Origin of the sequence: Halosimplex amylolyticum, from assembly GCF_051414035.1 — an archaeon.
In the GTDB taxonomy this organism is placed as follows: domain Archaea; phylum Halobacteriota; class Halobacteria; order Halobacteriales; family Haloarculaceae; genus Halosimplex; species Halosimplex amylolyticum.
Genome location: NZ_JBLKNW010000002.1, coordinates 492,801 through 506,733 on the forward strand (window position 1 = coordinate 492,801; position 13,933 = coordinate 506,733).

Sequence of the window (13,933 nt, forward strand, 5' to 3'; positions counted from 1 at the left end):
GAAACCTTATTGTCGTCGTGGCGTCTCGCTTTCCAGTATGCGAATCGGTATCGCTGGCACTGGATTCATGGCGGAGATGCACGCCGCCGAGTACGCCGAGATGGACGTCGACGTCGTCGCCGTGTGTTCGCCGAGCGGCCCCGACGAGTTCCTGCGGTCGTTCGACTTCGGGGCCGACGCGTACACCGACGTCGCGAGGATGTGCGAGGACGCCGCCCTCGACGCCGTCGACGTCTGCACGCCGACGCACACCCACGTCGACGTGGTCCGTGCGGTGGCGGAGAACGGGCTCGACGTCTTCCTGGAGAAGCCTATCGCGGGCACGCTGGAGGAAGCGAACGAGATCTCGCGGATCGTCGACGACGCCGGCGTGCGGTGTATGGTCGGCCACGTCGTGCGGTACGTCCCGAGCTACCGGGAGGCGCGTGACCTCTCGATCGGCGACCCCGGAGTCGCGCGGGCGCGACGGCTCTCACCGTTCCCGGACTGGGGTTCGGGCGACTGGTTCGCCGACCGTGACAGGAGCGGGGGCGTCTTCGTCGACCTCGCGATTCACGACCTCGACTACCTGCGGTGGTGCTGGGGTCCGGTCGAACGGGTGTTCGCCCGTCGCCGGCGGGAGTCCGAGGCCGAGCACGGGTTCGCCACGCTCCGCTTCGAGAACGGCGCCGTCGGCTACGTCGAGGCCTCGTGGGCCCAGCCGGAGTCGCGGCCGCTCACGTCCGAACTCGAACTCGCGGGCGACGACGGCCTCGTCGAGTTCGACAGCGACGACGAGGCGGCCTACTGCGAGTGGACGGACGATGGCGTGACCGTCGAGAGCCCGCTGGCGAAGTCGGGCTATCGGCGCGAGCTCGAACACTTCGCGTCTTGCGTCGAGTCCGGGACCGATCCGGACGTCGGGCCCGCAGCGGCGATCGCCTCGCTCCGGCTGGCGCTCGCCGCCGAGCGGTCGGCCGACCGCGGTGAACCCGTCGCCCCGGAGGAGGTGATCGCGTGACGCTCGCCGTCGGCGTCCTGTCGGCCGCCCACCCTCACAGCGACGCCTACGCCGACGTCCTCGCCGACCGCGACGACGTCGACCTGGCCGGCGTCGCCGATCCGGACGCCGACCGAGCCCGTGCGTTCGCCGACCGCCACGGCACCGAGTACGTCGACGACGCGGACGCCCTCCTGGCGGCGGTCGACGCCGCGGTGATCTGCGCTCCCAATGCCGACCACCGGGCGTGGTTCGACCGCGCGGCCGCCGCTGACGTCGACGTCCTCTGCGAGAAGCCGCTCGCGACGACCGTCGACGACGCACGGGCGATGGTCGAGCGCTGGCGGGAGAGTGACATCACCGCGGGCGTCGCGATGCCCCTCCGGTTCTGTGAGCCCGCGCGGCGGGTGAAGGACGCGCTGGAGGCCGGCGACGTCGGCGATATCCGGTCGATCTCGGGGACGAATCGCGGCCAGATGCCCGGCGGCTGGTTCGCGGACCCCGACGCCGCGGGCGCCGGCGCCGTGATGGACCATACGGTCCACATCGTCGATCTCGTCCTCGCCCTCACGGGCGAGCCAGTGGTCGAGGTGTACGCCGAACTCGGCACGCGCTTCCACGACGTCCCCGTCGACGACGTCAACGTCCTCTCGATGGAACTGGCCGACGGGACGCCCTTGCTGCTGGACGGCTCCTGGAGCCGGCCCGACGCCTGGCACACCTGGGGGGACGCCACCCTGGAACTGACCGGGACCGACGGCACCGTCGCGCTGGACTACACCGACCAGTCGCTCACCTACACCGTCGACGCCGGGCCTGACGCGGGCGTCGAGACGGCGTTCTACGGGACGGACGCCAACGCGGCCCTGATCGACGACTTCCTGGCGAGCGTGCGCGAGGGGACCGATCCGGCGATCACGCCCGACGACGGACTCAGGGCCGTCGCCGTCGTCGAGGCCGCCCTGGCGTCTGCCGAGCGGTGCGAGCCGGTCGCAGTGACGGAGTGAGTCCGCAACGGGACCGGCGACCCCGCCGCCGTGCCGACCGACCCGGTCGCGGGGCGGTCGGCTTGCCGCCCGCGGCGACGCCGGAGCCGGGCCACCGCAAGGCTTTCGACCGCCGGCGTCGACGAACCGCTCGTGTCCCGCACAGTGCTAGTCGTCGGTGCCCATCCCGACGACGCCGACATCCGGGCCGGCGGATTCGCCGTACAGTCCGCCGACGCCGGCCACGACGTCCGATTCGTCTCGATGACCGACGGCCGCGGCGGCCACCACGAGCAACGCGGCGAGGCGCTCGTCGGCCGCCGCCGTCGCGAAGCGGCCGCGGCCGCAGAGACGGCCGGCCTCACCGAGTACCGGGTTCTAGACGTCCCCGACGGGCGGCTCAGGCCGACGCTCGAGAACCGTGATCGGGTCATCGAACTGATCCGCGAGGTCGCGCCCGACGTGGTCCTCACTCACCGGCCGAACGACTACCACCCCGACCACCGCTACACCTCGCAACTGGTCCGCGACGCGGCGTACATGGTCACCGTCCCGAACGTGTGCCCGGACGCTCCAGCGCTTCGTTCGAACCCGGTGTTCGCGTACCTGCTGGACACGTTCGAGCGGCCCTACCCGTTCACCCCGGACGTCTTCGTGCCGGTCGGCGACGCGGCGCTCGAACGCAAGTACGACGCCCTCGACTGCCACGAGTCCCAGATGTACGAGTGGCTCCCGTACAACAAGGGGTCGCTCGACGCGGTCCCGTCCGATCCCGACGACCGCCGCGAGTGGCTGGCGACCGACCCGCTCCCGGGGCTCCAGCAGATGCGCGACGCGGCGGATCGGTTCCGCGACCGTCTCGTGGACCGCTACGGCGAACAGCGCGGCACCGAGATCGACTACCTCGAAGCGTTCGAGGTCTCCGAGTACGGCGGCGAGCTCACCGACGAACTGGCCGAGGACCTCTTCTCGTTCTGAGCGGCCGGGTGCAGACCACGTGAGGTGTCGCAGGACGGCCGTCGCGTCGACCGGCGACGCCCCGCTCGGCCCCGGATCAGCCGTGTCGGTCGAGCAGGGCTTCCGCGTGCACCTCCCGCCCCGTCTCGCGGAGGTGGTCGACGTACCCGTCGAGCGCGTCCCAGGTGTAGTACGGCCCCTTCTCGCGGAGGACCTCCCACATCGGGTCGGTGACGGCGTTCTCGGCGTCGGGATTCCCGCCGCGCTCACCGCTCGCGGCCTCGGACAGCCGCGCGTCGATCCAGCGCTGCAGGATGCTACGCCCCTCCCGGACGATTTCGGGGCGGTCGTCCGCGAGGTTCGTCGTCTCGTGGGGGTCCGCGGCGAGGTCGAACAGCATGACGTCCGCCAGGTCGCTCTTGAACGCGTCGTGGTAGGTCCTGAGCAGCAGCCAGTCGCCCCAGCGGACGCCCCGCTGGCAGGTCCAGGCCGCCTGGCCGAGCACGAGGCTGTCCCGGCCTCCTGGCTCCCCGTCGGTGGCCGCGCCGGCGAACGACCGGCCGTCCCAGCCCCCGGGGACCTCGCCACCGGCGAGGTCGACGACGGTCGGCGTGAGGTCGAGCTGGTAACGTAACTCGTCGTCGGTCCCCGGTTCGATACCGGGCCCGCGGACGATCAGCGGGACGTTGCAGGTCTTGTCGTCGGCCGTCTGGTGGTCGCCGTACACGTTGAGTTCGCCGAGGTTCTCGCCGTGGTCGCCGCTGACGATCACGAGCGTCTCCTCGAACACGCCCTGCTCCCGCAGCAGTTCGAACAGCTTCCCGATGTGGTGGTCCATGAAGTGAACCCCCGCGTCGTAGCCGTCGACCAACGTCTCGAAGTCCTCGCGCGAGGAGACGTCAGCGGGCATCCGCGGCGCGTCCCGTTTGCCGCCCCAGCCGCGCAGGTCCTGCGCGGTGTGGGCGCCGCTCCCCTGGTAGTGCTCGGCGATCAGGTCGTCGGTCACCCAGTCGGGCCCCGGCTCGCCCGCGAACGGGCGGCCGTAGTCGAGCGGCGTGGTGTAGTCGGTGTGCGGGTCCCAGAAGTTCACGTGCAGGAACCAGTCGTCGTCCGCGCCGTTGTCGGCGAGCCAGTCGCGGGCGTGCGGGTACACCTCGTCCGCTCGTTCGTCGCCGCCGCCGCCCGTGTCGCGCAGTTCGTCGAACCCCTCGACGACCTGCCAGGCGTCGTGACGGGCGGGGAACGGACTGACCATCGCGGTGTCGAGGCCCGCCTCCGAGAGGACCGTCGCGAGCGTCCGGAACCGCCGGGGATAGCGCTCGCCGCGGCGGGCGCCGTACCGGCGGGGATCCGCGTTGCGGCCGCCGTGGTTGACGACGCCCGTGTGAAACCCGAACCGCCCGGTGTAGAACGCCGTCCGCGAGGGGAGACAGGGCGCGTCCGAGGTGTAGACGTTCGTGAACGTCCGCCCGTCGGCGGCGAGGGCGTCGACGTTCGGCGACGTCTCCCGGTGATAGCCGTAACACCCGAGATGGTCCGGTCGCAGCGAGTCACAGTCGACGTACAGGATCCGCATGCCGGGAGTCCTCCGGGAGCGGTCAAATCGTTTTTGCTCGCGGCGAGCCGGTAGACGGCTCGGTCGACGGCCCGGCCCGCCGTGCCGGGCGGATCCGGACGGGGATTTATGCCGGCGCGGGAGAAACGGACCGACCGCGAATGTCAGACAACGATACTGTCGTCTTCGAGTCGCCGGAGACGGTAACCGTCGAACGGCGCGACGTCCCCGTGCCCGACGCCGACGAAGTACTCGTCGAGAGTCGGCGAACGCTCGTCAGCACGGGAACCGAACTCACGATCCTGTCCGGGGAGTACCCGGCGGACTCGCGGTGGGACCACTACGACTACCCCTTCGTGCCCGGCTACAACAACGTCGGCACCGTCGTCGAGGTCGGTGACGACGTCGAAGCGATCGACGAGGGACAGCGAGTCGCGACCCTCGGCTCGCACGCTCGCTACGTGACCGTCTCCGCGGACGCCTGCCGCCCGCTTCCAGACGGCGTCTCCGACGAGGAGGCGGCGTTTTTCACCATCGCCGAGATCGTGATGAACGGAGTCCGGCGGGGCGAGGTCGCCTTCGGCGAGTCGACGGTCGTGTTCGGTCTCGGACTGCTCGGCCAGCTCGCCGTCCGGGTCTGCGAGCTCGCGGGCGCCCGGCCAGTCGTCGGCGTCGACCCGAGCGCGCCGCGGGTCGGCTACCTGCCCGACCGGCCGTCCGTTACCGGCGTCGACCCGACGACGGACTCGCTCGAAGCGGCGGTGGCTCGGCTGACCGGGGACCGCATGGCGGACGTGGCCTTCGAGGTGACCGGGAACCCGGACGCGATCCCCGGCGAGTTCGACGCCCTCCGGACGCAGGGGCGCCTGGTGTTGCTGTCGAGTCCTCGCGGGACGACCGAGTTCAACTTCCACGACCGCTGCAACGCGCCGAGCCACACCATCGTCGGCGCCCACAACAGTTCGCACCCGTCCGTCGCGACCCCCGCGAACCCGTGGACGAACAAGCGCCACTGCGAGCTGTTCTTCTCGTGTCTCGCCGACGGGACCCTCTCGGTCTCCGACCTGGTGAGCCACCGCGTGGCCGTCGCCGACGCGCCGGAGACGTACGCGGAACTGCTGGCGGACCGGAGCGAAGCCATGGGCGTCGTCATCGAGTGGTGACGGGTGTCGCCCAGCCGCAGTCGCCGGGCGGACCTACCACTCTCCGGGACGGTCGAGCACGCCGCGGCGCTCGCGGTCGGCCACCTCGACGAGCCACTCCAGGCACCGGCGGTACGCGTCGGCCGTCTCGGGGAACACTGCTTCCCCGGCGTCGCGGAGGGAATCGAGCGTCTCGATGGCCGACCGGTAGTCGGCCTCGGCGTCTGCCGGCGAGCGGTCACCGAGTGACCGGTTCGCGTGTGCTGGCGGCGACGGCGAATCGCGCCGCCAGTCCGTCGGCACGATCGTCCCGCCCAGTTCGCGGTAGACGTCGAACCCGTCCGGCACGTAGGGACCGAGCGCGTGACGCGTCAGCGCGCGACGGAGCGCCCCACCGCCGTCGATCGGCTCCGGATTCCAGAGTCGGTCGCCGAACAGCGGGATCGCCGACGGGAGCGCCCGCTCGAAGTACTCGCGGGCCACGTCGTCGGACGGCTCCCAGGCGAGGAGTTCACCGCCACGGACCTGCCCGGTGTGCTCGTCGGGCACTGAGGGCCGCCGCCGCGGCGCCCACCCCTGCATGTACTCCTCGCTGATCCAGCCGTTGACGTAGGCCGCGTGGACGTAGGAGTTGACGACGTCGAACCCCGCTTCGAGGAACCGCTCCATGCTGCAGCCCTCGATCGGACCGCGACCGGGCGCTGCCACCCGCCAGAACTGGATCCGCACGTCCCGCGGCAGGTCCGGGGACTCCGAGACGTCGATCTGGTCGTTCCAGAGCGTCGTCCGGCGGTCGCGCTCGTCGAGGAACCCGTGGACGTGGCGGACGAACCCGTAGAAGTGCTCGGTCACCGTCTCGGCGTCGATGGCGTCCATCCTCGCCTCACAGTCGACACAGTCGTCCCACGAGTGGCCGTGCATCTCCCATTCGTCGCCGCCGACGTGGACGGTCTCGAACGGGAACAGCTCGATTACCTCGTCGAGCAGTGTCTCGACGAACGCGAACGTCTCGTCCGAGCCGATGCACAGGGTCCGCTCGCTGGCCTCCCCGTTCGGGACGGTGCAGCGGAGTTCGGGGAACCGCGCGAGGACGTGCTCGGCGTGGCTCGGCAGGTCGATCTCGGGGACCACTTCGATACCGCGCTCGGCGGCGTAGTCGACGATTTCGGCGACGTCGCCGGCCGAGTACGCCGGCAGCGGTTCGCCGTCCGCGCCCTCGTTCAGTTCCGGGAACGCCGCCGACTCCAGCGCGTACCCCTCGTCGTCGAGCAGGTGGAGGTGCAGCCGGTTCATCTTCGCCCTGGCGGCCTGGTCGATCCGCCGTTTCACGCGGTCGACCGGGAGGAAGCCGCGCGCCGGGTCGAGCATGAACCCGCGCCACCGCGTCTCCGGCCAGTCCCGGATCTCGCACGCGGGGAACGCCCAGCCGCCGTCACGGCGGTCGAGCCCGGTGACAAACGTCTGGCACCCGTGACGGAGTCCGTCGGCGGTCGGTGCGCGGATCGTGACGGTCTCGGCGTCGCCGTCGGCGTCGAGGACGTACCCCTCGGGGTCGTCGACCGCGTCGGCGGAGCGGTCCGCGTCGACCACGAGTCGGACGGTCGGATCGTCGTCGGCGACGACCGATTCGTTCGTCTCGCGCTCGAACAGCGTCTCCAGGCGGGAGCGGACCGCGTTCGCCTCGTCGTCGCTCGCCCCGATGGCCAGCGGCGTGTCGATGGTGATGCTGCCGTCGCGGCTGTCGAGCGTTCGCGGCCTGGGGAGGACGCGGGGCTCTGTCGACTCCATACCGGGTGGCGACGCCGCCGTCCGTCTTAACGGTTGGTGCCGCGAGCGGCGGGTCGAACCGCGGCCGCGTCGTCGCGCGACCCGCCCCACCCACGTGATATTTAACCCGGCTGGCCGATACGTCTACACCGACGGTGACTCAGCAACCATGACATCCAGCGGACCGACCAGCGGCGACGATCGCGGTGCACTGTGGCTGTTCCGGGAGGGTCGTCGATGACAGGCACGGACGGCCCCCGGCTCGTCACGCCGGAGGAGTTCCCGGAGATGATGGCGCTCCTCGACCGCTACTTCGCCTACGAACGCGGCGGGATGGCCGCACGCCTCCCGTTCGCCTACGACCCGGACCGGAGCGATCGCCACGCGGTGATCGTCGAGGACGGTCGTATCGTCAGCCACGTGGCAGCGATCCCACAGACCCTCTCGATCGGACCCGGTACGATCGAGTGCTGGGGGATCGGGGGCGTCGCCACCGATCGCCGGTACCGGGGTAACGGCTACATGAGCCGGCTCCTCGCGTTCTGGTTCGACCGGATGGACGACGAGGGAGTGGCGCTGTCGGACCTCAGCGGCAACCGGCAGCGCTACGCACACTTCGGCTACGAACTCGTCGGGAACGAGTACCGCTACACGTTCAGCGAGCGCTCGTTCGCCGGCGAGCCGACCGCCTCGGACGCGGTCGCGGTCTACGACGGCGCGAGCGCGCAGGGCGAGACGCTCCGCGACATTCACGAGGCCGAGCCCTATCGCGTCGTCCGCGACCGGGAAGCGAGCCGGACGGTGTTCGGCCAGCGCGGGCTGGAGACCCTCCTCTGGGACGGCGACGACGACCCGGCGTACCTCTGCCTCACGCGAGCGAGCCGCAGCCGGACGATCGAGGAGTTCGGCGGCTCCGCGGCCGGACTCGAAGCGCTCCTCTCGCACGTCCTCGCGCTGTACGACCTGAACGACCTGACCGCGCGCGCCCCTCCCTGGCATCCGCTCGAACCCGTCTTCGCCCGCCACAGCCGGTTCTGGACCGCCCGCCCGCACCGGAAGTTCCGCATCTGCGATCTCCCGGCGCTCCTGACCGCCTTCGCCCCCCAGCTGGAAACGCGCTGGCGAGAGAGCGACCGGACGGAACGGGGGTCGATCGGCCTCGGCGTCGCGGGCAGTGACGGCGACGAGTCCGTGCGGATCGAGTACGGCCCCGGGTCGGTGTCCGTCGAAGGGGCCGCAGACGACCCGAACGTCGAACTCGACCGGACCGCGCTCGCGTCGCTGTTGTTCGGGATGCCCGCGCGGTCCGCACGGCTCCGCGAGGGCGATCGGTTCCTCGAAACCGTCCTGCCGCTCCGGTTCTATCTCTGGCCCAGCGAACACGTCTGACCGGCTCGGGTCCGGTCTCCGGTGGCGGCCTCGATCTCACCGCTTGCTCGGGCGCGTCGGCGTCTCCTCGCTCTCGAAGATCTGCCGCTGGAAGCTCCAGTCGAGCCCGGCGGTGAGCCCCCCGTCGACGACCAGGTTCGTTCCGTTCACGAACGACGCCATGTCGGACGCGAGGAAGAGGGTCGCGTCGGCGACCTCTCTCGGTCGGCCGAACCGACCAGCCGGGTACTGGTCGATCCACTGGTCGCGCTGGGACCACTCCTCGCCGTGCTCGGCGTCCGCCCGCGTCTCGCCGATCTCCTCCATGTTCCGGTTCCGGCGGTCCGTCTCGATGGTCCCCGGACAGAGGACGTTCGAGCGGATCCCGTGGCGGCCGTACTGCGTCGCGACGAGCCGTGAGAGGCCGAGCACGCCGCTCCGGGCCGAGGAGTAGGCGGCCTGGCCGATGCCGTCGAGGCCGTTGACCGAAGACATGTGGACGATCGAGCCGCCGCCCCCCTCGACCATCGGCGGCAGGACCTCGCGCGCGACGAGGAAGAGCGACTTGAGGTTGAGTTCGACCGTCCGGTCCCAGGCCTCCTCGTCGATCCGATGGAGGTTGTCGTCGTCGATCGAGCCGCCGGCGTTGCTGACGAGGACGTCGATCCCGTCGAAGCGCTCCAGCGTCGCGTCGACCATCGCCTCGATCTCGACCGGCTCCGTGACGTCACACGCGAGCCCGACGGCCTCGACGCCGTGCTCGTCGGCCACCGCCTCGGCGACCTCGCTCACCTCGTCCTCGCTCCGCGAACAGAGGACGAGGTCCGCGCCCGCCTCGCCGAACCGCTCGGAAATAGCCCGTCCGATCCCGCGCGAGGCGCCAGTGATGATCGCAGTCTCGTCAGTGAGTACTCCCGTCATCGTGAGCGTGAGTTGCACACCCCACGTCTTAATCGATCGGGTCGGGCGCACGGCGTCGGACGGTGGCGACGATCCGGAGGGGTAGAACTATATACGAGGACCCGGCACCTAGGATAGATGATCGAGGTCGGAGTCCTGGGATTAGACACCAGTCACCCCGAGAAGTTCGCGTCGCTCCTGGCCGACCGGGACGACGCGACCGTCGCTGCCGTCTGGGACAGCGGGGAGGTCCGCGACGACGCGTACGCGGATTCGTTCTGCGCCAATCACGGCGCGACCAGGTACGCGGACCCACAGGCGATGATCGACGCCGTGGACGCGGCGATGGTGCTCGCCGTCGACTGGAGTCTGCATCGCTCGATGGCGGTCCCGTTCCTCGAGGCCGGCGTGCCGACGATGATCGACAAGCCGCTCGCCGGCTCGACGGGCGACGTGGCGGCCATCTCGGCCGCCGCGGAGCGAAGCGGCGCCCCCCTGTTCGGCGGTTCGGCGGTGCCGTTCCACCCGGCCATCGCGAAGCTGGGTGAGATGAACGCCGACACGGTCTTCTGTTCCGGTTTCGGCGACCCGTTCTACTACGGCGCCCACCTGATCGACACCGTCCGCGTCCTGATCGACGCGGACTGGTCGCGCATCGAACCGCTGGACAGCGACGGCCAGGTCGCGGCGGTCCAGTTCGAAGACGGCTCGACCGTCACGTTCGACTTCGACGGCTCCGAGACCGACGGGACGTTCGCGTTCCTGAGCGTCGGCGAGCGGACGGACACCGTGACGATCGAGAGCACCGCCGCGGAGTTAGAGCGGATGTACGGGCCGTTCCTCGACGGGTTCCTCGCGGCCGCCCGCGGTCGGCGCGACGACCGACGGCGCCTGATCGACGGCGCGCGACTGCTGCTGGGCGTCCAGGTCGCCTTCGAGGAAGCGCGGACGGTCCCGCCCGACGAGATCGAGGCACGGTCCGCGGCGATGACGATCGACAGTTCGCCGTTCCTCGCCAACTACGAGCCATACTACTGATACGGTGCGCCGTGGTCCTCCGCGCCGGCGAGCGACGGCGTCGACCGGGAAAGCCGTCGCCGCCCGCCGCAAGAATCTTGGTACCCGGTGCTGGAGTAGACGTATGCGAGATTCGAGAGCAGGTCTCACAGAGCTATCGCTAGCGGAGAAAGTCGGCCAGCTGTTACACGTGGGGATCGGGCTCGGTAACTTCGAGACGCCGACGGACTGGCCGGCAGCGGACATGGCCGAGCTGATCGAGACCGTCCGGCCGGGAGCCGTCAGGATATACGGTTCGCACGCGGGTACGCCGCACTTCGTGGCCCAGTACGCGAACCAGCTCCAGGAGTGGGCCGAGCGGACGTCGCACGGCCTGCCGCTGTTGCTCTCCTGCGACAGCGAGTACGGCACGGTTGACGTCGTCGACCACGAGACGCAGGCGTACCCCGCGCTGATGGGCCGAACGGCGGCCGGCGACCGCGACCTCGCTCGCGACGTTTCGGCAGCGGTCGCCAGGGACATGACGGCGATGGGGATCAACATGAACCACCAGCCGGTCGTCGACGTCAACACCAACCCCGACAACCCGGTGATCGGCGTGCGCTCGCCGGGCAGCGATCCCGAAACCGCCTCGACGTACGCGAGCGAGGCACTGGCGGGCATCCACGCGGCAGACCAGATCGCCGTCGCGAAGCACTTCCCCGGCCACGGCGACACCGAACTCGACTCCCATCACACGCTCCCGCACGTCACCTACGACCGCGAGACCCTCGAGCGCGTCCACCTGCCACCGTTCGAAGCGATGGTCGACGCGGGCGTCGACTGCGTCATGACCTCGCACGTCGTCGTGGACTGTCTCGATCCGGACCGGCCGGCGACGCTCTCGCCAGCGGTGCTCGGCGACCTCCTCCGCGAGAAACTCGGGTTCGACGGCGTCGTCGTCACGGACGCGCTCATGATGGACGCCGTCGCGGACAACTACGGATACGGCGACGCGGCGGTCCGGGCGCTCGACGCCGGGGTCGACCTCCTCTTGACCGGGTACGTCCCCGCGGACGACGTGGTGTCGATCCGGGACGCGGTCGTCGACGCCGTCGAGTCCGGCGACCTGTCCGAATCGCGGATCGACGAGTCGGTCGAGCGGATCCTTGCGCTGAAAGCCGAGTACGACCTGGCCGAGCGTCGGTACGTCGATCCCCTCGACGCGCTGGAGACGACCGGCAGCGGGGCCCACCGGTCCCTCGCGAGGGAGGCCTACGAGCAGTCGTTCACGCTCCTGGGCCGGGACGACCTCCTCCCGATCGACGGGGAGGCGTCCGTCCTCCTCACGGGCATCAGGGGCGTCCAGGCCCTCGAACCGCACCTCGACGCGGCGTTCGGCGACGTCGTCAGCGCGTCGCTCGCCCCGGCCGCCGCGCGGACGCTCGACGACGGCAAGCCCGTGACGGAACCCGAGTCCCCCGACCGCCAGATCGGAACGCTCCGGTCGGTCGCGGACGGCCTCGACGTCGCCGTCGTGACCACGTACGCCCGCGAGTCGTTCCCGGACCGGCAGCGGCGGGTCGTCGAGGCGGTCGCGGCGGCGCTCCCGGTCGTCGTCGTCTCGCTCGGTCTCCCCAACGAGTTCGAACAGTTGCCGGACGACGTGGCGTACGTCGCGACCTACGCCCAGGACCGACTCGGGATGCCCTCGCCGTTCCCCGACGCGGCCGGCGACGCGCTCGCGGCCGTCCTCGCCAGTGACGCGACTGCCCGCGACGAACTGTCGATCGGTGCGTCCGACTAGCGCCAGCCGTCTGCTGCCGCAACCGTCTGGAGTGACTCGCCGTCGGTGAACCCCTCGGGCCGACCGTCGAGCCGGTCGATCAGCGCCTCGCGCCAGGTCGCGAGTTCCTCCCGGTGGTCCGGGTCGGCTGCCAGGTTCTCGGTCTCGTTCGGGTCGTTCTCGAGGTCGAAGAGAAGTTCGCGGCCGGTCGTCGGGTGCCAGATGTACTTCGTCGTCTCGTCGACGAGGAACTGCGTCCCCGTGTCCGGGTCGTAGCAGGGGCCGTGTTCACCGTGATACCGCGAGCGCCAGTCGGCCCCGTCGTCGTCCCAGAGGGCGGTCAGCGACCGGCCCTCGACCGCGTCGGGGACCTCGACGTCGGCCACGTCGAGGATCGTCGGCAGGAGGTCCTCCAGGCCGACGGGGCGGTCGATCTGCCGGCCGGTCTCGTAGTCGCTCCCGGACGGGAAGCGACACAGCATCGGCACGCGCGCCGAGCCCTCGTAGGCGAACGTCTTCCGCCAGACGTTGTGGTCGCCGAGGACGTCGCCGTGGTCGGAGGTGAAGACGACGAGGGTGTTTTCCGCCGCCCCGGTCCGGCCGAGTGCGCGAAACAGCCGGTTGAGCTGGTGATCGACGTGCGTGACGGAGCCGTAGTAGCCGACGCGGGCGCGCCTGGCGGTCTCGGCGGGGAGGTCGGCGAGCCAGGCGTTCAGCGACGGGTACTCGGGGATCCGGTCGCCGTACACCTCCTCGGCCCAGTCGCCGACAGGGGGCGCGGGGATGTCCCGGTCGTCGTACGCGTCCCAGTACGGCTGGGGCGGGTCGTACGGCTGGTGGGGTCGCACGTAGGAGACGTAGTGGAAGAACGGCCGCGTCGGGTCGCGCTTCTCGAAGAACTCGATGGCCCGTTCGGTCGTCCAGTTGGTCGGGTGGGCCCGTTCGGGCAGATGCCACGGCCGGGCGTCCCAGGAGTTCCGGCCGACGCCGTGACCGATCTCGTCGGCACCGTCGTACTCGCTGTCGAGCCACTCCGAGTAGTCGTCGGCCTGTCCGGAGAGGCCGGCGTGGAGCGTCACGTCTTCGAACCCGAAGTGCCGGCGCGCCGGGATCGAGTGGGTCTTTCCGGTGAGCCGGGTCTGGTAGCCGGCGTCCCGGAGGAGTCCCGGCAGGGTGTAGTCGAACTCCCAGGGCCGGTCGTGGTAGGTCGTCGCGTCGACGCTGGCCGGGCGCTTGCCGGTCCAGAGGCAGCGCCGCGCGGGGATCGAAGAGGGTGCCGGCGCGTAGGCCCGGGTGAACATCGCGCCGTCGCCGATCAGGGCGTCGAGGTTCGGCGTGTGGACGAGCGGGTCCCCGTGGCGGTCGGTGGGACAGGCGGGGTCGGCGCCGATCGAGTCGCCGCGGTGCTGGTCGGTGGTGATCAAGAGGACGTTCGGACGAGTCACCATACCGGCTACGCGGGGGCGATCACCATATTCCTGGCGGCCGTTCTCACCC

General features: G+C 70.6%; 11 protein-coding genes. 7 read left to right on the plus strand and 4 right to left on the minus strand.

Annotated elements, in window-relative coordinates; all coding sequences use genetic code 11:
* Positions 1–37 precede the first annotated feature (37 nt).
* The 3 genes from ACMGFE_RS12980 (at position 38) to ACMGFE_RS12990 (ending at position 2,943) form a co-directional block, all read left to right on the plus strand.
* Positions 38–1,000, plus strand: a complete 963-nt coding sequence (locus tag ACMGFE_RS12980; RefSeq protein ID WP_436925621.1) for a Gfo/Idh/MocA family protein — start codon at positions 38–40, stop codon at positions 998–1,000.
* Positions 997–1,986: a Gfo/Idh/MocA family protein gene (locus ACMGFE_RS12985; RefSeq protein ID WP_436925622.1), complete on the plus strand. Its 990-nt coding sequence runs from the start codon at positions 997–999 to the stop codon at positions 1,984–1,986. The genes ACMGFE_RS12980 and ACMGFE_RS12985 overlap by 4 nt, the downstream gene beginning before the upstream one ends.
* A gap of 132 nt (positions 1,987–2,118) precedes the next feature.
* Entirely contained in the window at positions 2,119–2,943 is an 825-nt protein-coding gene (locus ACMGFE_RS12990) for a PIG-L deacetylase family protein (RefSeq protein WP_436925623.1), read from the plus strand.
* A 76-nt stretch (positions 2,944–3,019) separates the two neighbouring features.
* Here the strand turns inward: ACMGFE_RS12990 and ACMGFE_RS12995 are convergent, their stop codons facing one another.
* The gene (locus ACMGFE_RS12995) at positions 3,020–4,498 is read right to left on the minus strand and encodes a sulfatase (RefSeq protein ID WP_436925624.1); all 1,479 of its coding nucleotides are present in this window, start codon (positions 4,496–4,498) and stop codon (positions 3,020–3,022) included.
* Between the two features lie 140 nt (positions 4,499–4,638).
* Between ACMGFE_RS12995 and ACMGFE_RS13000 the strand changes: the two genes are divergently transcribed.
* A complete protein-coding gene (locus ACMGFE_RS13000) occupies positions 4,639–5,640 on the plus strand; it encodes a zinc-dependent alcohol dehydrogenase (RefSeq protein ID WP_436925625.1) in 1,002 nt (333 codons plus the stop codon).
* 33 nt (positions 5,641–5,673) lie between these two features.
* Here ACMGFE_RS13000 and ACMGFE_RS13005 read toward each other — a convergent pair whose 3' ends face one another.
* Positions 5,674–7,407, minus strand: a complete 1,734-nt coding sequence (locus ACMGFE_RS13005) for a family 20 glycosylhydrolase (RefSeq protein ID WP_436925626.1) — start codon at positions 7,405–7,407, stop codon at positions 5,674–5,676.
* A gap of 216 nt (positions 7,408–7,623) precedes the next feature.
* Here ACMGFE_RS13005 and ACMGFE_RS13010 point away from each other — a divergent pair, with 216 nt between their 5' ends.
* The gene (locus tag ACMGFE_RS13010) at positions 7,624–8,775 is read left to right on the plus strand and encodes a GNAT family N-acetyltransferase (RefSeq protein ID WP_436925627.1); all 1,152 of its coding nucleotides are present in this window, start codon (positions 7,624–7,626) and stop codon (positions 8,773–8,775) included.
* 36 nt (positions 8,776–8,811) lie between these two features.
* Here the strand turns inward: ACMGFE_RS13010 and ACMGFE_RS13015 are convergent, their stop codons facing one another.
* Complete coding sequence (locus ACMGFE_RS13015; RefSeq protein ID WP_436925628.1) at positions 8,812–9,675, minus strand: SDR family NAD(P)-dependent oxidoreductase; 864 nt, start codon at positions 9,673–9,675, stop codon at positions 8,812–8,814.
* Between the two features lie 117 nt (positions 9,676–9,792).
* On the opposite strand from ACMGFE_RS13015, the gene ACMGFE_RS13020 reads away from it, so the two are divergent.
* Positions 9,793–10,692 (plus strand): Gfo/Idh/MocA family protein, encoded by a 900-nt coding sequence (locus tag ACMGFE_RS13020; RefSeq protein ID WP_436925629.1) that lies wholly within the window; start codon positions 9,793–9,795, stop codon positions 10,690–10,692.
* Between the two features lie 103 nt (positions 10,693–10,795).
* Positions 10,796–12,457 carry a glycoside hydrolase family 3 protein gene (locus ACMGFE_RS13025; protein WP_436925630.1) on the plus strand — a complete coding sequence of 554 codons (1,662 nt, stop codon included), beginning with the start codon at positions 10,796–10,798 and terminating at the stop codon, positions 12,455–12,457.
* Here the strand turns inward: ACMGFE_RS13025 and ACMGFE_RS13030 are convergent.
* Complete coding sequence (locus ACMGFE_RS13030) at positions 12,454–13,884, minus strand: arylsulfatase (protein WP_436925631.1); 1,431 nt, start codon at positions 13,882–13,884, stop codon at positions 12,454–12,456. The genes ACMGFE_RS13025 and ACMGFE_RS13030 overlap by 4 nt on opposite strands.
* Positions 13,885–13,933: the final 49 nt, after the last annotated feature.